This is a genomic window from Vibrio ruber DSM 16370 (genome assembly GCF_900163965.1).
Taxonomy (GTDB): domain Bacteria; phylum Pseudomonadota; class Gammaproteobacteria; order Enterobacterales; family Vibrionaceae; genus Vibrio; species Vibrio ruber.
Genome location: NZ_FULE01000006.1, coordinates 89,488 through 110,014, shown reverse-complemented (window position 1 = coordinate 110,014; position 20,527 = coordinate 89,488). Strand labels below are relative to the sequence as shown.

General features: G+C 47.7%; 16 protein-coding genes and 1 pseudogene. 13 read left to right on the top strand and 4 right to left on the bottom strand.

Going from position 1 to position 20,527, the window contains the following annotated elements; genetic code table 11:
* The 5 genes and pseudogenes from VR7878_RS01725 to VR7878_RS01705 form a co-directional block, all read left to right on the top strand.
* A pseudogene (locus VR7878_RS01725) lies at nucleotides 1-124 on the top strand (IS200/IS605 family transposase); the annotation flags it as partial.
* 285 nt (nucleotides 125-409) lie between these two features.
* Nucleotides 410-928, top strand: a complete 519-nt coding sequence (locus VR7878_RS01720; protein WP_077332836.1) for a pilus assembly FimT family protein — start codon at nucleotides 410-412, stop codon at nucleotides 926-928.
* The gene (locus VR7878_RS01715; protein WP_077332834.1) at nucleotides 922-1,575 is read left to right on the top strand and encodes a PulJ/GspJ family protein; all 654 of its coding nucleotides are present in this window, start codon (nucleotides 922-924) and stop codon (nucleotides 1,573-1,575) included. The genes VR7878_RS01720 and VR7878_RS01715 overlap by 7 nt, the downstream gene beginning before the upstream one ends.
* Nucleotides 1,572-2,870 (top strand): hypothetical protein, encoded by a 1,299-nt coding sequence (locus tag VR7878_RS01710; protein WP_077332832.1) that lies wholly within the window; start codon nucleotides 1,572-1,574, stop codon nucleotides 2,868-2,870. The genes VR7878_RS01715 and VR7878_RS01710 overlap by 4 nt, the downstream gene beginning before the upstream one ends.
* Entirely contained in the window at nucleotides 2,860-3,402 is a 543-nt protein-coding gene (locus tag VR7878_RS01705; RefSeq protein ID WP_077332830.1) for a type IV pilus modification PilV family protein, read from the top strand. Before VR7878_RS01710 ends, VR7878_RS01705 begins: the two co-directional genes overlap by 11 nt.
* Here VR7878_RS01705 and fghA read toward each other — a convergent pair.
* A complete protein-coding gene (gene fghA, locus VR7878_RS01700; RefSeq protein ID WP_077332828.1) occupies nucleotides 3,347-4,198 on the bottom strand; it encodes an S-formylglutathione hydrolase in 852 nt (283 codons plus the stop codon). The two genes, VR7878_RS01705 and fghA, sit on opposite strands and share 56 nt — an antisense overlap.
* A gap of 56 nt (nucleotides 4,199-4,254) precedes the next feature.
* Nucleotides 4,255-5,388: an S-(hydroxymethyl)glutathione dehydrogenase/class III alcohol dehydrogenase gene (locus VR7878_RS01695; RefSeq protein ID WP_077332826.1), complete on the bottom strand. Its 1,134-nt coding sequence runs from the start codon at nucleotides 5,386-5,388 to the stop codon at nucleotides 4,255-4,257.
* Nucleotides 5,389-5,521: 133 nt separating this feature from the next.
* Here VR7878_RS01695 and VR7878_RS01690 point away from each other — a divergent pair, with 133 nt between their 5' ends.
* Both VR7878_RS01690 and tadA read left to right on the top strand, forming a co-directional pair.
* Nucleotides 5,522-6,409 (top strand): LysR family transcriptional regulator, encoded by an 888-nt coding sequence (locus VR7878_RS01690; protein ID WP_077332824.1) that lies wholly within the window; start codon nucleotides 5,522-5,524, stop codon nucleotides 6,407-6,409.
* Nucleotides 6,410-6,484: 75 nt separating this feature from the next.
* Nucleotides 6,485-7,006, top strand: a complete 522-nt coding sequence (gene tadA, locus VR7878_RS01685; protein ID WP_077332822.1) for a tRNA adenosine(34) deaminase TadA — start codon at nucleotides 6,485-6,487, stop codon at nucleotides 7,004-7,006.
* A 166-nt stretch (nucleotides 7,007-7,172) separates the two neighbouring features.
* Here the strand turns inward: tadA and VR7878_RS21475 are convergent, their stop codons facing one another.
* Nucleotides 7,173-7,304 carry a hypothetical protein gene (locus VR7878_RS21475; RefSeq protein ID WP_261855938.1) on the bottom strand — a complete coding sequence of 44 codons (132 nt, stop codon included), beginning with the start codon at nucleotides 7,302-7,304 and terminating at the stop codon, nucleotides 7,173-7,175.
* Nucleotides 7,305-7,492: 188 nt separating this feature from the next.
* On the bottom strand, nucleotides 7,493-9,061 hold the full coding sequence (gene mltF, locus VR7878_RS01680; RefSeq protein ID WP_077332820.1) for a membrane-bound lytic murein transglycosylase MltF: 1,569 nt from the start codon (nucleotides 9,059-9,061) through the stop codon (nucleotides 7,493-7,495).
* A 297-nt stretch (nucleotides 9,062-9,358) separates the two neighbouring features.
* Here mltF and purL point away from each other — a divergent pair, with 297 nt between their 5' ends.
* The 6 genes from purL (at nucleotide 9,359) to VR7878_RS01650 (ending at nucleotide 20,479) form a co-directional block, all read left to right on the top strand.
* A complete protein-coding gene (gene purL / locus VR7878_RS01675; RefSeq protein ID WP_077332818.1) occupies nucleotides 9,359-13,255 on the top strand; it encodes a phosphoribosylformylglycinamidine synthase in 3,897 nt (1,298 codons plus the stop codon).
* Between the two features lie 317 nt (nucleotides 13,256-13,572).
* A complete protein-coding gene (ald, locus tag VR7878_RS01670) occupies nucleotides 13,573-14,691 on the top strand; it encodes an alanine dehydrogenase (protein ID WP_077332816.1) in 1,119 nt (372 codons plus the stop codon).
* 289 nt (nucleotides 14,692-14,980) lie between these two features.
* A complete protein-coding gene (locus tag VR7878_RS01665) occupies nucleotides 14,981-15,160 on the top strand; it encodes a hypothetical protein (RefSeq protein WP_077332814.1) in 180 nt (59 codons plus the stop codon).
* Between the two features lie 164 nt (nucleotides 15,161-15,324).
* On the top strand, nucleotides 15,325-17,532 hold the full coding sequence (katG, locus tag VR7878_RS01660) for a catalase/peroxidase HPI (RefSeq protein ID WP_077332812.1): 2,208 nt from the start codon (nucleotides 15,325-15,327) through the stop codon (nucleotides 17,530-17,532).
* A 501-nt stretch (nucleotides 17,533-18,033) separates the two neighbouring features.
* A complete protein-coding gene (locus tag VR7878_RS01655) occupies nucleotides 18,034-19,941 on the top strand; it encodes a methyl-accepting chemotaxis protein (RefSeq protein WP_077332810.1) in 1,908 nt (635 codons plus the stop codon).
* 184 nt (nucleotides 19,942-20,125) lie between these two features.
* Entirely contained in the window at nucleotides 20,126-20,479 is a 354-nt protein-coding gene (locus VR7878_RS01650) for a hypothetical protein (protein ID WP_077332849.1), read from the top strand.
* Nucleotides 20,480-20,527 lie beyond the last annotated feature (48 nt).

The window sequence follows — 20,527 nt, the reverse complement described above, 5'->3', positions numbered from 1 at the left end:
TACGGTAGGTAAAAATACGAGCAAGATACAAAATTACATTAAGCAGCAACTAGAGCAGGATAAAATGGGAGAGCAATTGTCGATCCCGTATTCAGGTAGCCCGTTTACGGGCCGCAGGAAGTAGTCATATGCAAATGTCAGATCACTACGCGCCTGCTAGGGCGCTGCTAGTAGGAGAGCCTTATAGGCGCATATGAAAAACCACCGGCTATGCCGGTGGATACTTTTTTTATGTCCGCTTACCCGACTTGTCAGCTTTGGAGAGGAATGTCTCGGAACAAATGTGTAATTGTTATGTTTATCATGTGGTTATTTATTTGATGTCACTACGAGATAGTTGCCTCATAGCCAAATGAATTGCTTTATTTTTTTATCATAGGGGGAATGAAATCAACCGATTGGAAAAAATATGCGCACAGGATTCTCTCTGCTTGAATTAGTCGTCGTGATTGCGTTACTGAGCCTTTCACTGTTGCTGGTTGTACCTCAATTCTCCCAACAAATGGAAAAGGAGCAATTAAAAACAGCAGTCAGCGATGTTCAGGCGTTTATCTTACAAGCCCGCTCACTGGCAATCACTCACCATCAAAACCTATGGTTGCACCTGATTGCTTTGTCATCATCTTTCGTTGATAAGGACACATCACCTGATTGGCTGTTACAAGTGAGTACCTCAGAAGATCGCCACAAAGGTCAACGTTTACTTACCTTATCCGGACACCACTATCCGAAAATCATTGTCCGTTCCGGGTTTTCTCACAATCGCTTATTTATTGACGGACACTCCGGTAAATTAGGGAATGGCAGTCTGACATTGCGGGGTCGCAACGCTCCGGAACGACAGATTAAAGTGATTACATCTTACGGGGCTGGGCGGGTTCGTTATTGTAGCGTTGGTACTGCTGTTTATGGTTATCCGGTATGTTAGTGAAAACAGCAACTTGCTACCATACTCAGCGCGGTTTGACCCTCCTTGAAGTCTTGCTGGCCAGTGTTATCAGTAGTGTTTTAATTCTGACGGTGAGCCGTTTGATCGTGAGTGAGTTTCGGGTGACTGAACGGTTGAGCCGCCAAATGCAGTTACATCAACAGTTACGGACATCACTAGCATTAATCAAACGAAATCTGTTGATGGCAGGGTTTAATGCTGCAGCACCGGTACCTGTTTTTTTCCGAGGGAGTCAGACGCTTACCGATGTCCGTTATAACACGCAAGTCGGATATGTTTATCAGGAGAGTGCAACTGCCCGGGACGATTTTCATCATGTTGTCTACCAGCTTGCAGAGCAACCGGAGCATTCGTCCTTACGGTTATGCGAGAAGCAGCATGATCATCGGTTCACATTTGAACAAGCGGCATCTTCCGGTGAATCGGGGCCATGTTTTTCGCTTTTCGATACCAACTGGATCCGGGTCGATACTTTTCAGGTGCGTTATCAACCGCTTCAATCCGGTTCCGGAGCACCGATAAATACAGGATGGGTAACCGTCCATCTGGGGTTATCCTTGGTGGCGGATTCGTCGATTCATGAATCCGCTGATTTTGCCTTCTCACAACGGCATTGGTCGTTATGATGTGGTGTTATCTCAGGAACCGGCAACAGGGCGCTGCGACATTGTTGCTGACGGCGCTGATGATTAGTCTCATGTTGATCGTTGTTGGCCGCGCTGCACAACTCAGCCGTTATCAATTGACTGAGCTTCAGTATGAAACGGAACGTCGTCAGTCTTTCTGGCAGGCAGAAGGTGAACTTGAATGTCTGTGGACACAGATCCGTTCCGTTCATGCAGAGTCTGCGTTACCTTCTGCATGTCAGCAGATTGCGCATCAGATCCGGTCTGTCTCTCCCCGGGAGCAGCAACTGACAGCGACTGTCGGGACGACCACATTACAAAAACGCTACCGTCTGCCTTTACCGGATTCTGCTGCAACCGTGAAGAGCAGTAGTCGGTTGATCCTGATGAAACCGGCATCGTTTGCGCCTGATCTGGCTCGTTTGCACGCTGCGGGGGATTGGCAATGTATCGCCGTACGGTATAAGTATGACTTCTATGCACCGTCGCTAACCACCTATCATCCGGATCAGTTACCTTATCCGCTATATGCCGGGTTTCCGAATGATTCAGGGCGGTGCCACGAGTCATATCACTCGGTTGCGTTGTCAGCTGAACATGCCAGATCTGACTATCAGCACACCCCCACTTTATCACCTTTCCGCGATCTGTTTGGTGTGGCGGTACAGCAATGGTTTCAAGTGATGTCAAACCCTCAGGTCGGGCGGATCCCGGCATCGCTGAATGAAGCCAGCGGTCAAATTCGCTATCAGAATGCTCTTGAGTTACCCCACAGTCAGTTGAACCCGGAATGTGCCGCTCAGATTGAAAATCTGATCAGGCAGGGGAAAATGATTATCTGGGTCTATGGGGGTTGTGTGTTGTCCGATCTCGATGTTCAACGCATTAATACTGCGATTCAGGCAAAATTTTCTCAACAGGGCATTATTGTGTTGATTCAGGACGGGTTGGTCGGGATTGAAAGTCATCATCCGTTGCAGGGGATGCTGTATCAATTTATTTCACCGCGCCATGCGAATATTGAATTTCAAAACTGGAGAGAGACAGAATTACAAACGGCACTGATTCAGTCTTTGGCGCAACAGCGACCGCAACGCAACATCTCTCCGGAACAGGTGAGTTATTTTCAACTTGGTTCTTTTTATCCGGCGGGCGGTTTAGTGTTGGACGCTGACAGACGTTTTGCCGTGGTTCAGGGGCATGTTGATTTTCATTATCGACGCGATTTGTTGATCAAACCACTCAGCTTGATTCGTCCTGCAAAGTGGCGCGGGGAAAGCTGGTATGAACCGTAGCAATGCCAAGCCAAGCGTTAATCCAAGCAATAAGCTCTCTCATCAACGCCAGTGGCGGGGGAACACCTTACTCGAAGTGATGATTGCTTTGGTGCTACTGAGTATCGGCATTCTGGGAGCCGGTCAGTTACAGCGACTGATAATATTTCAGACCCGGGATATCTTACAGCGAACCCAAGCTTTGGATCTGGCCAGTACAACGCTGGAACGTTTACGGACACATGGTGCGCAGACGAGTCATGTTATCAATCGTCATACCGCGGTCGGTTCCGTTGATTTTGCGCAGATCAAGACCAGTCAGGATTGTGAGTCCCAAGGCGATTTTTGTATCGGGATACTGGTTGGTACACCACTATTTGAAGGGGATCTGAAGCCGGTTCGTGTGGTTGTGCGTTGGTCGGGACAACAGGGGAAAACGCATCAGGTTGCGCTTTCCACCATGATTTCACGATTCAATGAATTTGAACCCCGCTTGCTTAAGCAGGCTGCCCCGACAGATATAACGCATGAAATTGCAGATGTGACTCAATGAAGCTTTGAATAAAGTAATAACTGTGATCATAACCGGGGTGAGACTGATAGGTCAGTTCACAATGTTGATGATCGGCAACTTCAAGTAAATCCCACGGTTTCAACTGCTCTTCCAGAAATGGATCCATTTCACCTTGATCAATCAAAATGGGAAGCGCACAACCCTTTTGTTTCAATAGCTCTGTTGCATCATAATCTTGCCATAGTGCCTGATCTTCGCCCAGATAAGCTTTCAGGGCTTTTTGCCCCCAGGGGCAGGCAACCGGATGGCAAATCGGGCTGAAGGCTGAAATTGAACGATAGCGCTGCGGATTTTTAATGCCAATCGTCAGGGCACCGTGTCCTCCCATGCTATGTCCTGCAATCGAGCGCTCGGACGTCACCGGGAAGTTCTTCTCGATGAGGGAGGGCAGCTCATTGACGATATAACTATACATCTGGTAATGCCGGTTCCACGGAGCTTGGGTTGCGTTGAGGTAGAATCCGGCGCCGAGTCCCAGATCATAAGCGCCTTGCGGATCATCCGGAACGCCTTCTCCTCTCGGGCTGGTATCCGGTGCCACAATTGCGATACCGAGTGCGGCTGCTTTTTGGAATGCCCCTGCTTTCTGCATGAAATTTTCATCGGTACAGGTGAGACCGGATAACCAGTAAAGTACAGGAACCGGATGGTTGTCACTGGCATCCGGCGGCAGATAAATTGCAAAACGCATCGTACAATCAAGCACATCTGAAGGGTGTGTGTACTGCTTATGCCATCCACCAAATACTTTGGACTGGCTGATTTGTTCTAACATGTCAGGCTCCTTTTCCCGTCTCCGGTTCGGATAAACCAGAGACGGGGCGCATAAAATTATGAGTTGAAGTGAACCACAGAACGAATACTTTCACCTGAATGCATCAGGTCGAATGCTTTGTTGATCTCTTCTAACGACATGGTATGCGTGATGAACTCTTGCAGACCAAATTCACCGGCAAGATATTGTTCAACGATACCGGGCAGTTGTGAACGGCCTTTCACTCCGCCAAATGCACTACCACGCCATACCCGGCCTGTCACAAGCTGGAACGGGCGGGTTGAGATTTCTTGTCCTGCACCGGCTACACCGATGATGACTGATTCTCCCCATCCTTTATGACAGCATTCCAGCGCCTGACGCATCACATTGACATTACCGATACATTCGAAGGAGAAATCCACGCCGCCGTCAGTCATCTCAACAATCACTTCCTGAATCGGTTTGTCGAATTTTTGCGGATTGATACACTCTGTTGCGCCCAGTTGCTGAGCGAGCTCAAATTTACTTTCGTTAATATCAATCCCGATAATGCGGCTGGCACCGACCATTTTGGCTCCGATAACCGCGGATAAACCGATTCCGCCCAGTCCGAAAATTGCGACGGTGTCACCTTTTTGAACTTTAGCCGTATTCATGACTGCACCCATACCGGTAGTTACGCCACATCCCAGCAGGCAAACTTCTTCCAGCGGGGCTGCTTTGTTCACTTTCGCCAGAGAGATTTCCGGTAAGACGGTATACTCGGAGAAGGTTGAGCATCCCATGTAGTGATAGATTGGCTGACCGTCTTTGTAGAAACGGGTTGTTCCATCAGGCATGAGACCTTTGCCCTGTGTTTCACGAACAGCCTGACACAGGTTTGTTTTGCCTGAAGTACAGAACTTACACTCGCCACACTCTGCGGTATAAAGCGGAATGACGTGGTCACCGACTGCAACGCTGGTTACACCTTCGCCAACCATTTCAACGATACCACCGCCTTCATGACCAAGAATCGACGGGAATATCCCCTCCGGATCTTCACCGGACAGTGTGAATGCATCGGTATGGCAGACACCGGTTGCCACGATACGGACCAGAACCTCACCGGCTTTCGGGTACATGACATCGACTTCTTCAATGCTGAGTGGTTGATTTGGTCCCCAAGCAACAGCAGCTTTGGACTTGATAAATTTCTGCTCTGACATTTTCTTCCTTTCCTGTCTATAAGGTGATCGGGATCGTGTGATAAATCACAGTGAAATTGAGTATAGTTCTTTTCTTATATTTTATAATCAAGTAAAAAAGAGAATTACTTTTACACTGTGGTAATAATGAATCATGGCAATATGGGATGGTGTCAGCGAATTTGTCGCAGTCGCTGAGACGGAAAGCTTTACCCGGGCGGCACAAAAGTTAACGACATCGGTGGCAAATGTCAGTCGTCGAGTGGCGGCTTTGGAAGAGCGTTTAGCCATTAAGCTGTTGCTGCGCACCACGCGGAAGGTGTCATTGACCGAAGCCGGGCAGGTCTATTACCAACAATGCAAACAGTTGGTGGAAGGTCTGGAACATGCTGAGCGTACCGTGACGCAGATGCAGCAGATTCCGATCGGGCGACTGAAAGTGACGGCACCGGTGACTTACGGCGAGCAGAAAATTGCCCCGTTGTTACATGACTTTTTACAACTGTATCCGAAACTGGAACTGGAGTTGGTACTGACTAACCGGCCGTTGGATTTGATTGAAAATGGTGTTGATCTGGCAATTCGGCTCGGACAATTACATGACTCCAGTTTCGTTGTCAGGAAGTTAAGCCCCAGACGGTTGCATGTGTGTGCAGCACCGACGTATCTGGCACAGTATGGAGAACCGTACACCTTATCTGAATTATCCAAACATCACTGTCTGGTCGGTACTTATGATCACTGGCGCTTCAAAGATCATCATCATGCCCGTTCTCTGGGGATTCGCGGGCGCATCCGTTGTAACAGTGGTGTGGTGTTGCTTGATGCAGCGTTAAAAGGGATGGGGATTGCTCAGTTACCGGATTACTATGTCGAACCCTATCTTGCGAGCGGCCAGCTTGTTGAAGTCTTAACTCGCTATCGGGATGATCGGGAAGGCGTCTGGGCGTTGTATCCGCAAAATCGTCATATTTCACCGAAAGTTCGCTTACTGTCTGACTATCTTTATGAGTCCCTTTCTGAAAAGGGCAAACACAGGTGATATCGGCGTACAACATCTGGCAATGATTCAGGGTATAATGCGGTGAAAGATGAGGTACTAAGAGACAGAGGATTCATGCAGGCGCAACATTTTTCTGCTGACGATGAACGGTTTATGCGCCGGGCGATACAACTGGCACATCAAGCGGAGCTGGAAGGTGAAGTTCCGGTCGGAGCGGTATTGGTTAAAGATAATCAGGTGATTGCAGAGGGCTGGAACCGGTCTATCACCACCCATGATGCGACGGCTCATGCAGAAATCCAGGTTCTGCGCAAGGCCGGACAAGTGCTGGAAAACTATCGGCTGGTGGATTCGACGCTTTATGTCACACTGGAACCTTGCCCGATGTGTGCCGGTGCTTTATTACACAGTCGGGTGAAACGGATTGTTTTCGGTGCATCGGACTTGAAAGCCGGTGCTGCAGGTACCGTTATGAACCTGTTTGAGAGCGATGCTGCTTATCATTACGCGCAGATAGAACAAGGGTTGCTCGAAACGGAATGTCGTGAACAACTGCAAGGCTTTTTCCGGCGTCGGCGTCAGGAGATTAAAGACCGGAAACGTCAGCAGCGGGAGAGTGGTCAATCCGATGAATAGCCAGTCTGACCTGCGATATACAAAGCAAGGGTTGTTGATGGATGAACAATGACGGTGGGGAAGATACTGTCTCCTTCTTTTGGTTTGGGAAGGAGACGTCGATGGTGAGTGAGTATTCCCTTAGCGGGATTCAGATTTAGCGTGAATCTCTCAAGCAATCTATTATTCAAGCAATCTGATGTGTAAATGCCCGGTGGCGAGCAAAAATTTTCTTTTTATTGTTAGCTAGCTTACGTTTACGGTGAATCGCTGCTGTTGTCCGCCATAAATGCTTGGACTTCATTTGTTTTTTCAGCATGGATTAACCTCCTTTCAAAAATACCAATGAATAGTCAGAACAATCTCTTCTTGGGGGCAGTCAAACGGCTTCAAGAATCAGACAATTGTCTTTTACAGATGTATTATGACCGGAAGATGAACCCGACGAACGTCGGGCATATCTAATATGTAAGGGTTTCCATAACAAAAATCAAGCATTGCATACCGTTATTGTGTTGCCACATCACTGGTATCGGTAGTTGTGGCGGTATTTTCCTCTGATTCGAGACTCTCTGCGGCCTGATCTTGCTCGGTGGCTTCATCCGCGTCAGGAATCATAGCCTGAATGACCGTTAAATCATCGACGCTGGTACTGTTGTTATCTGCCGCTGTTTGCGCATTAATATGACCAATCATACTTTGATAATAGCGGCGGATATTTTCGACATAAGCCAGTGCTTCATCACCACGAGCATAGCCGTAACGGGTTTGACTGAAATAACGACGCTTTCTCAGCAGAGGAAGACGATCTTTGACTTCTCCCCATGCATTCGGATCGCCGCCTTGCTGTTTGGTCAGGTGACGAGCATCCATCATATGGCCGTAGCCCATATTGTAAGATGCCAGCGCGAACCAGATTTTCTCATGATCAGGAATGGAGTCGGGGACGCGGCTGACCATGCGACGGAGATACTTGACACCACCACGAATGGACTGTTCCGGATTGAGTCGATTGGTGATCCCAACGGATTTTGCGGTTGTTAACGTCAGCATCATCATCCCCCGCACTCCGGTTGGCGATTTGGCTCGGGGGTTCCAGTGAGATTCCTGATAGGACAATGCAGCGATGAGGCGCCAGTCAAATTCATCGGCATATTTTTGGAACAGCGGTGTCCATTTCGGCAGTCGGCTGTCCAGCGCCCGAATAAATGCTCTGGTATCGACATAATCAAATGTTCCGACATGGCCGATATATTTTTCTTCCAGTGAGGCAATTGTACCGGCTTGTTTCTGATTACCGAAGAATTCAATCATCAGTGCATAGAGGCTTTCGTCATCCGAACGACGAATAAACCAAGAAATAGGCTGGTCATCGGTAATTTCAAATGCAGTGGCCAAATCGGGATAGATCCGCTGAGCCAGAGAGATTTCAACCGAGTCTGCGATGGTGAACATCAATTTTCCCTGCGAGACTTCTTTCAATAGATCATGAACGTCTGAATTTGCTTCGATCTGAAACTGAAATTGAGGGTATTTCTTTTTGAGCCGTATCAGTGTCTGTTCAAAGTGGGAATCGTCAACCACATTTAACACATCATTCTGTTCTGGTGTGTTTAACAGCTCCTGCTGTTTCTGAATCAGTTGAGACATATTGCGAGGGTGCCATTGCCCCTGTCGGTAAACGACCTGCTGACTGACATAGTAATAAGCAGGGCCGGGACGGAATTTCCGGATCCGTTGGGTATTTTGGATCTGGCCGGCGGCAATAATATCGACTTCTCCTTTTTCCAAGGCAGGAAAAAGTGCAGCAACACGATATACCGGTTTCATTTCCAGTTTGACACCGAGGGATTTGGCAAATTCGCGCGCCAGTTCATAATCCATACCCGATGGCCCTTCCGGCCCGATAAAATAGGAGAGCTGATTGTTCAGGGTACCGACACGTAACACACCGCGCTCACGGATCTGATCGAGTTCGCTTTTCGGTTTAGAGTCGATCTGACAGCCGCTGAGTAGGGTTACCAAGAATATAAAAGCGAGGATATTACGGGCCTGACATCGGAATATTCGGATCATGTACAACTTATCTCTTCTCATCATGATGCTTTTATATCAAAGCACCGCTGAATCGCAACTTTTTGATGAGTAAAATGGTAAATTATGTCACTGGGAATGACATGAAGGCGAGAGATTTCAAAATTCATAAAAAAAATGACGCAAACGGTTGCGTTTGGTGTTACATCACAAAAATAATTCCTTTATAATGCGCCGCACAATCATAGGTAAAATTGGTATGCATTCAGTCTTTTTTAATTTAATTGTTTGAATTTATTCCAATACTACCTCAACCAACAGCAACAGAGACCTAAGCACATGAGAATTTTCCGTGGCTCCCCAGCGCTTTCTGAATTCCGAGTAAACAAACTTCTTGAACGGTGTCGCGAGCTGCGTTTACCCGTGACCGGTATTTACGCAGAATTTATGCACTTTGCTGATCTGACAGCCGATTTGGATCGTCAAGAAACTGAGAAGTTAGAAAAATTGCTGACTTATGGCCCGACCATTGAAGAGCATCAGCCAGAGGGATTATTGTTGCTGGTTACGCCGCGTCCGGGCACCATTTCTCCGTGGTCATCGAAGTCGAGTGATATTGCCCACAACTGTGGTCTCGACAAAGTGAAACGTTTGGAACGGGGAACCGCTTACTATATTGAATCCTCAACTACATTAACGGAAGCGGAGCAGAGCGCACTACAAGGGCTACTTCACGATCGCATGATGGAAGTGGTTTTTACTGATTTAGAATCAGCGGCCCGATTATTCCACAGTGCAACACCGGCAGCGGTCACCGCAGTTGATGTTCTTGGCGGCGGACGTAAAGCATTGGAACAGGCCAACCTTGAACTTGGTCTGGCGCTGGCAGAAGATGAAATTGATTATCTGGTGGAGAACTTTACCAAGCTCGGCCGCAATCCCAATGACATTGAATTGATGATGTTTGCACAGGCAAACTCAGAACATTGTCGGCACAAGATTTTTAATGCGGACTGGACGATTGACGGGGTTGAACAGGAAAAATCCCTGTTTAAGATGATTAAGAATACTTACGAAACGACACCGGATTATGTGTTGTCTGCATACAAAGATAATGCGGCAGTGATGACCGGTTCTAAAGTTGGTCGTTTCTTCCCTGATCCGCAAACACGTCAGTACAACTACCATACGGAAGATGCCCATATCCTGATGAAGGTGGAAACTCATAACCACCCGACGGCAATCTCGCCATGGCCGGGTGCTTCAACCGGAAGCGGCGGTGAAATTCGTGATGAGGGCGCCACCGGGATTGGCGGTAAACCGAAAGCCGGTCTGGTTGGTTTTACAGTCTCTAACCTGCGTATTCCGCATTTTGAACAGCCATGGGAGACCGATTTCGGTAAACCGGGTCGTATAGTCAATGCGCTGGATATCATGATTGAAGGCCCATTGGGCGGCGCGGCATTTAACAATGAATTTGGTCGTCCGAATCTGTTGGGCTATTTCCGTACCTATGAAGAGAAAGTGACGTCTCACGCCGGTGAAGAAATCCGGGGTTACCATAAGCCGATTATGATTGCCGGTGGGATGGGGAACATTCGCGAAGACCATATTCAGAAGAAAGAGATTCCGGTCGGAGCGAGCCTGATTGTATTGGGTGGCCCGGCGATGAACATCGGTTTGGGCGGCGGCGCTGCCTCTTCGATGGCTTCCGGTCAGTCGGCTGAAGATCTCGACTTTGCGTCGGTGCAACGGGAAAACCCTGAAATGGAACGCCGTTGTCAGGAAGTGATTGACCGTTGTTGGCAGTTGGGCGAAAACAATCCGATTGCCTTTATTCATGATGTCGGTGCCGGCGGGATTTCGAATGCATTACCAGAGTTGGTCAATGACGGCGAACGCGGTGGTAAATTCCAGTTGCGCGATGTGCCGAATGATGAACCGGGCATGAGCCCGCTGGAAATCTGGTGTAATGAATCTCAGGAGCGTTATGTGCTGGCGGTTGCGCCTGAGCAGATGGAAACCTTTGATGCAATTTGTCGTCGTGAACGTGCTCCTTATGCGGTGGTCGGTATTGCGACGGAAGAACGTCATCTGACACTGGAAGATTCGCACTTTAACAACACACCAATCGATATGCCGATGGATATTCTGTTGGGTAAACCACCGAAAATGCATCGTGAAGCCACAACCCTGAAGGTGCAGGGGGCAGCGATAGACCGTAGTGGTATCGAACTAAATGAAGCCGTTGAGCGCGTCCTGCGTTTACCTGCTGTGGCTGAAAAAACCTTCCTGATTACGATTGGCGATCGTTCTGTGACAGGAATGGTGGCACGCGATCAAATGGTTGGTCCGTGGCAAGTGCCGGTTGCCAACTGTGCGGTCACCACGGCCAGTTTTGATACCTATTGCGGTGAAGCAATGTCGATGGGTGAGCGTACACCTGTAGCGCTGCTCGATTTTGCTGCATCTGCTCGTCTGGCTGTTGCTGAGTCGTTGACCAATATTGCTGCAACTGCGATTGGCGATTTGAAACACATTAAATTATCGGCTAACTGGATGTCTCCGGCGGGTCACCCCGGTGAAGATGCCGGCTTGTATGAAGCAGTGAAAGCGGTCGGTGAAGAGTTATGTCCGGCCCTCGGTCTGACGATTCCGGTCGGTAAAGACTCGATGTCGATGAAAACCAAATGGCATGAAGAGAATGGTGAGCAGAAAGAAGTGACGTCACCATTATCACTGATTATTACTGCTTTTGCCCGGGTCGAGGATGTCCGTAAGACCGTTACGCCTCAACTGCGTACGGATTTAGGTGATACACGACTGATTGCGATTGATCTGGGGAACGGTAAAAATCGCCTTGGTGCCACGGCATTGGCGCAGGTTTACAAACAGTTAGGCGATCAACCGGCTGACGTTGATGATGCGATGCAACTGAAAGGCTTTTTTGATGCGATTCAGGTACTCGTTCGCACGAATAAGCTGTTGGCATACCATGATAAAGGCGATGGCGGTCTGTTGGTCACATTGGCTGAAATGGCATTTGCAGGTCACTGTGGGGTCAATGTTGACATTGCTGGGTTAGGTGATGATGTACTCTCGGTTCTGTTTAACGAAGAGCTGGGCGCAGTTATCCAAGTGCATGAACAAGATGTTGATGCTGTTGTGGATGTATTGGCACAACAAGGGCTCAAAGACTGTACTCATGTGATCGGCACTGCCGAAGCCTCTGACCGTTTTGTGGTGACGCAACAGGGGAACGTCGTTTATGAACGTTCCAGAACGGAACTCAGAACCATTTGGGCAGAGACGACTTATCAGATGCAGGCACTGCGTGATAACCCGGATTGTGCTCAGCAAGAGTTTGCAGCGAAGCAAGATAATGCCGATCCGGGGCTGAATGTTCATTTGAGTTACGATATTCATGAAGATGTGGCCGCACCGTTCGTCAATACTGGTGTCAGACCGAAAATGGCTGTGCTGCGTGAGCAGGGCGTCAATTCTCATGTTGAGATGGCCGCAGCGTTTGAACGGGCTGGTTTTGATGCGATTGATGTCCATATGAGTGATGTGTTGTCTGGTCGGATTACATTCGAACAGTATCAGGGATTAGTCGCTTGTGGTGGTTTCTCTTATGGGGATGTCTTGGGTGCCGGTGAAGGCTGGGCAAAATCAATCCTGTTTAACGCTCAGGCAAGAGAGATGTTTGAAGGGTTCTTTAACCGTCAGGATACTTTTGTTCTTGGGGTTTGTAACGGATGTCAGATGTTGTCGAACCTCAGAGAGTTGATCCCGGGGGCTGATTTATGGCCGCGGTTTGTTCGTAACGAGTCTGAGCGTTTTGAAGCCCGCTTTAGTTTGGTTGAGGTTCAGCCATCTGATTCAGTTTTCTTTAGTGGTATGGCGGGATCCCGGATGCCGATTGCGGTTTCTCACGGTGAAGGCCGGGTTGAAGTGCGTGATAATGCTCATTTGGCTGCAATTGAGCAATCCGGTACAGTTGCTATTCGTTATGTTGATAACTATGGGCAACCGACTCAGCAGTATCCCAATAACCCGAATGGTTCACCGAACGCGATTACCGGTCTGACAACCACAGATGGCCGTGTCACCATCATGATGCCTCACCCGGAACGTGTTTTCCGCACCGTCGTGAACTCATGGCATCCTGATTCGTGGGGTGAAAATGGTGCTTGGATGCGGATGTTCCAGAATGCCCGGAAAAATCTTGGCTAACGGCTGAGTCAGCACATCACAAATACGAGAGAAATCCCTTGTCAGTCGGCGAGGGATTTTTTTTGCTCATTTTATGTTGTTAATTTGTTTCAGAAGTAAATAGCTTGCTCACTTTTTTTTACATATTTTCTGGCGGCATCTGCTAAAAAAATTATTAAAATTAATATTATTATCTGTATCATTTCAATTATTAGATATTTAAATCTAAAATTGAGCGAGATCATTGGTTTTTAATGCTTGTTCTTGTTGGTTTATTGGTTGAAAACACTGTATTGTCTGCATAAATAACAACGTTAATTTTTGCAGAGGATAAGGATATGTTGATCGGTGTACCCAAAGAAATTAAGAACCATGAATACCGCGTCGGGATGACGCCTGCGAGTGTGAAGGAATTAACGAAAAGAGGACATCACATTTTGGTTGAGACCTTAGCGGGAGATGGCATCGGCTTCTCTGATCAGGATTATATCGATGCCGGTGCCTCGATTAGCCCCAATGCCGAGAAGGTTTTCGCTGAAAGCGACATGATTGTAAAGGTGAAAGAACCTCAGGCGGGCGAGCGTGCGATGTTGCGGGAAGATCAAATCCTGTTTACTTATCTCCACCTCGCCCCCGATGCCCCTCAGACCCACGATTTAATACAAAGTAAAGCGGTCTGCATTGCTTATGAAACCGTCACCAGTGCGAACCGAACCTTACCGCTGTTGGCGCCGATGTCCGAAGTCGCCGGGCGAATGTCGATTCAGGCGGCAATGACTTCATTAGAAAAATCACACGCAGGGCGTGGCTTATTACTCGGTGGTGTTCCGGGCGTTGAACCGGCCAAAGTGACTGTCATCGGTGCCGGTGTTGTTGGCCGTAATGCTGCACAAATGGCTGCTGGTCTGGGCGCTGAAGTGGTAATTATCGATAAAAATATTGATGCTTTGCGCGATATTGATGCAATTTATCAAGGAAAAATCACTACGGTTTATTCCACGGCTGATGCGATTGAGAAGCATGTTTTATCTGCCGATGTCGTAATCGGTTCTGTGCTGCTTCCCGGTGCTGAAGCCCCGAAACTGATTACCGCAGACATGGTAAAAAGAATGAAATCAGGCGCTGTTCTGGTTGATGTTGCGATTGATCAGGGCGGATGTGCCGAGACATCGAAGGCCACAACTCATCAGGAGCCGACCTATATTGTCGATGATGTGGTGCATTACTGTGTCGCGAACATGCCCGGTGGCGTAGCCCGGACATCAACCGTTGCGTTAAACAATGCCACTTTACCTTACATTATCGCGCTGGCTGAAAAAGGTTATCGTGCAGCATTGCTTGCTGATGAGCATTTCCTGAATGGGTTGAATGTTTATCACGGTCAGTTAACCAATCGCTTTGTTGCACAGAGCCATGGTTTAGATTATGTCGATGCAAAAGTTGCTTTAGCCGGTTAACCGCTGGTAGTGTGTCAGTAAGCGGTTGATGAATCTCAATCGCTTACTTTGCTTGATTCTCTCCGTTCTGAACCAAAACATTGACCTGATTTTCAAATCGTTCACTATCTTTTTCCATCTCTCGCATCCCCCGCATGGAGCAATGCTTCTCAGGCGCGCTCAAAAAATTGATAGCGGATAACAGGATAGATTTCTTCTATAGAATGGATAGGTCGAAACCATTATCACTTTCAGTGGTCTATTCCTATACTGGAATCTGGTTGAGCAGATTGCGAAAGAAGGATTCCTTATGTCTGAGCCGTTACGTGAAAAAATAGTCAGTATTGATCATCAGGTTGCGGTCGGTGCGACTTCTCACTACGAAAGTGAACCCTGTCAATCCTTCGCTTGTCATCAGTATTTATTGGTTGAATCACTTGCCAGTGAAGCGCCTCAATCTTACTCATTCTGGGATATGTTCTTTTTTTAATTTTTCGGTAAAACATGTTGGATAGAACGTTTCAGGTTATTGAGTGACGGGTTGATGAGTCGTTTTTATTCATCACATTAATGTCCTATTTTGCATAGGTGTAGACGTCATTCATTAGAGTACGAGTTCAATAAATCAAAACGCTGCGAAGCAGGAGACAGACAATGGAACAGAATAAAATGTCAGGAAAGTGCCCCGTCATGCATGGGAGTCATACCCGGGTCGGTGGGAAAGGAACCAAGAATGTTGATTGGTGGCCAAATCAGCTCAACCTCAAAATTCTTCATCAGAATGATGAGAAATCGAACCCGTTAGGTGAAGATTTCGATTATGCAGCCGCCTTTAGTACCCTTGATTTGAGTGCGGTTAAGCAGGATATAGAGACGGTATTGAAAGACTCAAAGTCATGGTGGCCGGCTGACTACGGTCATTATGGCCCTTTTATGATTCGGATGGCATGGCATGCTGCGGGGACGTACCGGACCGGTGATGGCCGCGGAGGTGCTTCAACCGGAAACCAGCGTTTTGCACCATTAAACAGTTGGCCGGATAACGCTAACTTAGATAAAGCACGACGCCTTCTCTGGCCGGTGAAACAGAAATATGGCAACAGCCTCTCTTGGGCGGATTTGTTCATTCTGACCGGTAATGTGGCTCTGGAATCGATGGGATTAAAAACCTTTGGTTTCGGGGGCGGACGCAAAGATATCTGGGAACCGGAAGAAGATATTTACTGGGGCGCAGAAGATGAATGGCTCGGTAATGACAATCGTTATACCGGAGAGCGGGATTTAGAAAATCCGCTGGCTGCGGTTCAGATGGGACTGATTTATGTCAATCCTGAAGGTCCGAATGGCAAATCTGATCCATTGGCTTCAGCGCGAGATGTGCGTGAAACATTCGCCCGGATGGCGATGGATGATTATGAAACGGTTGCTCTGACTGCCGGTGGACATACATTTGGTAAAACCCACGGTGCCGGAGATGCGGCACAGGTTGGCCCGGAACCCGAAGCCGCGCCCCTTGAAGAAATGGGACTCGGCTGGAAAAGCACCTATGGCAGCGGCAAAGGACGCGACACCATTACCAGTGGTCTGGAAGGTGCATGGACCCCGACCCCGACACAGTGGGATAACAGTTACTTTGATGTCTTGCTTGGCTATGACTGGAAACTGGTGAAAAGCCCTGCCGGTGCGACCCAGTGGGTTCCCGTTGATCTGGCTGATAAAGACAAAGCCCCGGATGCCGAAGACAGTGCGGTGAAAGTCGGAATCATGATGACCGATGCGGATATGGCCATGCGTGAAGATCCAACCTATCGGAAAATTTCAGAGCACTTCCATAAAAATCCGGATGAATTTGCCGATGCGTTTGCCCGGGCTTGGTTTAAGCTGACTCACCGCGATATGGGACCGAAAGTTCGCTATCTCGGCCCTGAAGTGCCTCAGGAAGATTTAATTTGGCAAGACCCGTTACCAGCCGTTGATCATGGTTTAGTCGATGCGCATGATGTGGCGGCATTAAAAGCAGAAATTCTTGCTGCTGATTTGACGGTTTCCGAGTTGGTTTATACCGCATGGTCTTCCGCAGTAACGTTCCGCGGTTCGGATAGTCGTGGCGGTGCAAACGGGGCGCGGATTCGTCTGGCACCGCAGAAAGACTGGGAAGTCAATCAACCAGAGCAACTGCAGAAAGTCTTACATGTGCTGGAAGGGATTCAACATAAGTTTAATGCGGCACAGAGCGGCAATAAGAAAATCTCGCTGGCCGATTTGATCGTACTCGGTGGTTCTGCTGCCATTGAGCAGGCAGCCCGTCAGGCTGGTCATGCGATTACAGTTCCGTTTGCAGCAGGACGAACCGATGCGACCGACGAGCAAACGGATGCTGAATCATTTGCGGTCCTTGAACCGATTGCTGATGGTTTCCGTAATTATCTGAAGCGTGATTATACTGTTTCAGCTGAAGAGTTGCTCCTTGACCGTGCTCAGTTGTTGACTTTAACCGCACCGGAAATGACGGTTTTGGTTGGCGGGATGCGTGCACTGAATGCGAATTTTGCTCAGTCACAGCACGGGGTGTTGACGAAAACGCCGGGCACGCTGACCAATGATTTCTTTATTCACTTGCTGGATATGGATACGGAGTGGAAACCGACTTCTGAAGCGGCCGATATTTTTGAAGGCCGGGATCGTCAAACCGGCGCTGTCAAATGGACTGCTTCCCGGGTCGATTTAGTGTTTGGTTCTAATTCTCAGTTACGTGCATTGTCTGAAGTTTATGCCGGCAATGACGCGGGCGAGAAATTCATCGGTGATTTCGTCAAAGCATGGGTGAAAGTGATGCAAGCTGATCGGTTTGATTTAAAATAATTCGCCGCAACATATGTTATGTGAGATCCCCTGTCTGTCGGCAGGGGATTTTTTATTGCAGTTAAGCATGAGAAAGCGGCGGACGCTGCTTATACCATTGTGACAAATACCGTTGTCGTTGTGACAAAGTCTGTGAACATTTGAATGGTTATGGCAGGACAAATACAAACGGGCAAGACGATTATTTTTATCGATTGATTCGATATCATGATTGGATATTTTCTATCTATTTTCTTCATTAATACTCATATTTCGCGGCTTATTTTGTATTTTTAACAACTCATCGTACCTGAAGTTTATTTTGCATATTTTAGCCACTTGCAAAAAGGATAAGTAAGTTGTTGTATGTGCAACAAAATGTGCTATGATTTCTCACTTGTGAGACACCTTTCCTATTGACTTATTGTATTTTTTGAGCTGCATGCCTTTTTGGGGCGGCCAGCTTGTGGGTCAGTAACCTTTACTTTTTTGTGTTTGAGTCGGCGTTTAGTGTGGGTATTTATGAAACAACTTGGATTAAAAAAATTGCTAATTTTATCCGTCATGTTGCTGGTCGGTATGTCGGTTTCAATTACCAGTTATGTTCTTTATTCTCAGGAGGAAAAAATCCTGACAGACAATGTTTTCCAGTCGAGTGAAAATTATGTCGCATCAAAAGCAGTGGTGATAGAAACCATTCTGCAAGAGAAAATTAATGGGATTCATCAACTGGCGCAGCTCTATCAGCATCAGGCGATTACGGGTTCTGAAGATGAATTGGTTGAATTGACCCGGTCGTTGGCAGCAGCCATGAATCTGGATAGTTTTGTGATTGGTCTGGATGATGGCAGAGCCTACTGGAGTATGGAAAATCAGGCGTGGCCAAATCACCGGCTGAAAGGGGACGGACGGGAAACATCCTGGTATCGGCAGGGGCTGCAATCTGATGGTGTGAGCGTGACGGCGCCATACCTTGGTTCGTCCAAGCAGAAATATTGGGTCAGTATTCTGGAGAAAATCAAAGGTGGTGTGATCACGACCGATATGGAACTCGACTTTTTAAGCCGAATTGTCAAAGAATCAAATAAAATCCCGGGGGCTGTGGCGCTCATTCTTGATGAGGATAGCCGGATTTTAGCGACGACGTCGTCCGCATTGAAACTCGGTGAGCGTCTTCGTGATCAAGCGTGGGGGCGTCCTTTAGCTGCACATATGGTGGAGCATGAGTCGAGTCATCTGGATTATGTGCTTGATGGGACTGATAAGCTGATGTTTTCGCACCGGATTCATTTGGGGCAGAAAGATTGGTATTACATGATCGGGCTGGATAAGTCGGTAGTCTTCGCGCAGTTAACCAAAGCAAGAAACAGTGCGATTATGTTCTCACTGCTTGCATGTATTGTGAGTGTCGTGATCACTTATTTTCTGATTCAGGTACTTTATCGTCCCATTTTATCGTTGAAAGAAACGATTCAGGGATTGGCCAGTGGGGAAGGTGATTTAACCCAGCGCCTGAAAGTCGAAACGAATGATGACTTAGGCCAGATCTCTCTGGGAGTGAATCAGTTTATTGAGAATTTGCAGCACATGATGCTGGAGATTCAAAAGTATTGCCTCGCCCTACAAGCGAATGTTGAACATATGCTGAGTCAGTCTGAGAAAAATAGCGCCATTTTGAAAAAACATGTTTCGGAAACTGAGCAGGTTGTTACGGCAATCGAAGAAATGAGCTCGACAGCCGACTCAATGGCAACGGACGCTGCAAATACAGCCAGTTTGGTTGCCCGAACCAATGAAACCAGTATGGAATCCCGTGACACCATTGATCGTTCGAAACAGACAGTTTCAGCACTGATTGATGATGTTGAACACTCAGTTAGCGATGTACATAATATGACGCTCGAAACTCAAAAAATTAACGAAATACTTAGTGTTATCGGTGAAATCGCAGAGCAAACTAATTTACTGGCTTTGAATGCTGCGATTGAGGCAGCGCGTGCCGGAGAGCAAGGACGAGGGTTTGCGGTGGTTGCTGATGAAGTACGTAGCCTTGCCAGCCGGACCAAAGACAGCACCACGGAAGTTGAGCAAGCACTGAAGAGTCTCGCTAATGGTAACCATGCCGTGGTGAATTCAATGGAAGAGACGCGGACTCGCTGTCAGGATACGGCTGAAGGTGCAGGTCAGGCCGCAGACAGTTTGGAAGCGATCTCCCGACATGTGCTGGAAATTAATGATTTGAGTTCTCAGATTGCGACTGCGGCTGAAGAGCAAAGTTGTGTGACCCAAGAGCTGAGCCGTAATATGTCGGCAATCAATGATATGGTGGTTGAGCTGGAGTCTATCGGTGTGCAGTCAGTCAAAGATATGGGTGATATTGCCGATATCAACAACAACCTGACAGCGATTGTTTCACGTTTCAAACTATAAAAGAGCGATTGCCGGGACGGAGTGACCCTTCTTAAAGGATTCATGAAGACCGAAAGATTTAGATGATAAAAACCGAAGCATTTGCTTCGGTTTTTTGGTCATAGCAAAAGAGTTTCAAGTGCATATTTTTGCACCTGCTGATATGATGCTTAAAAAGTTAACCTCACGTCAGACAAGGCTCTCAATGGATAAAGTGCAATTTTCCGTCGGTCATATCACCTTTTTCTATCAGCTAACACCCGAGCAGCAAAAGCTGGCCTCGTTGACCGAAACGACGACGCTGGATCTTAGTGAGTGGCCTCAGTTTTCAGAACAGTTTACCAGTGCGATTCAATCTGCGATTCCGGATGAATTGAAGTTGCCGACTGAAAAGCAACTCAATTATGCGCGGCGTATTGCCACCGATCTGAAAGTCGAACTTCCAGAGGGTTATCAAGATAGTGCTTTAATTTGTCTGGCATTTTTTGCGGAGCATAAACCTGCGCATGATCGGATGCTGGCAATTTATAAAGGCATTAAAGGTAATCTGCTGGGGTAAGTCGTTCTGAGCCAGAACGACTTGATTCAATGGCGTTACATCCATCGA

What these genes read in the sequence shown, in the direction of transcription:
- VR7878_RS01720 (WP_077332836.1), top strand. Translation starts at nt 410, where the DNA reads ATGCGCACAGGATTCTCTCTGCTTGAATTAGTCGTCGTGATTGCGTTA.
- VR7878_RS01715 (WP_077332834.1), top strand. Translation starts at nt 922, where the DNA reads ATGTTAGTGAAAACAGCAACTTGCTACCATACTCAGCGCGGTTTGACC.
- VR7878_RS01710 (WP_077332832.1), top strand. Translation starts at nt 1,572, where the DNA reads ATGATGTGGTGTTATCTCAGGAACCGGCAACAGGGCGCTGCGACATTG.
- VR7878_RS01705 (WP_077332830.1), top strand. Translation starts at nt 2,860, where the DNA reads ATGAACCGTAGCAATGCCAAGCCAAGCGTTAATCCAAGCAATAAGCTC.
- fghA (WP_077332828.1), bottom strand. Translation starts at nt 4,198, where the DNA reads ATGTTAGAACAAATCAGCCAGTCCAAAGTATTTGGTGGATGGCATAAG.
- VR7878_RS01695 (WP_077332826.1), bottom strand. Translation starts at nt 5,388, where the DNA reads ATGTCAGAGCAGAAATTTATCAAGTCCAAAGCTGCTGTTGCTTGGGGA.
- VR7878_RS01690 (WP_077332824.1), top strand. Translation starts at nt 5,522, where the DNA reads ATGGCAATATGGGATGGTGTCAGCGAATTTGTCGCAGTCGCTGAGACG.
- tadA (WP_077332822.1), top strand. Translation starts at nt 6,485, where the DNA reads ATGCAGGCGCAACATTTTTCTGCTGACGATGAACGGTTTATGCGCCGG.
- VR7878_RS21475 (WP_261855938.1), bottom strand. Translation starts at nt 7,304, where the DNA reads ATGCTGAAAAAACAAATGAAGTCCAAGCATTTATGGCGGACAACAGCA.
- mltF (WP_077332820.1), bottom strand. Translation starts at nt 9,061, where the DNA reads ATGATCCGAATATTCCGATGTCAGGCCCGTAATATCCTCGCTTTTATA.
- purL (WP_077332818.1), top strand. Translation starts at nt 9,359, where the DNA reads ATGAGAATTTTCCGTGGCTCCCCAGCGCTTTCTGAATTCCGAGTAAAC.
- ald (WP_077332816.1), top strand. Translation starts at nt 13,573, where the DNA reads ATGTTGATCGGTGTACCCAAAGAAATTAAGAACCATGAATACCGCGTC.
- VR7878_RS01665 (WP_077332814.1), top strand. Translation starts at nt 14,981, where the DNA reads ATGTCTGAGCCGTTACGTGAAAAAATAGTCAGTATTGATCATCAGGTT.
- katG (WP_077332812.1), top strand. Translation starts at nt 15,325, where the DNA reads ATGGAACAGAATAAAATGTCAGGAAAGTGCCCCGTCATGCATGGGAGT.
- VR7878_RS01655 (WP_077332810.1), top strand. Translation starts at nt 18,034, where the DNA reads ATGAAACAACTTGGATTAAAAAAATTGCTAATTTTATCCGTCATGTTG.
- VR7878_RS01650 (WP_077332849.1), top strand. Translation starts at nt 20,126, where the DNA reads ATGGATAAAGTGCAATTTTCCGTCGGTCATATCACCTTTTTCTATCAG.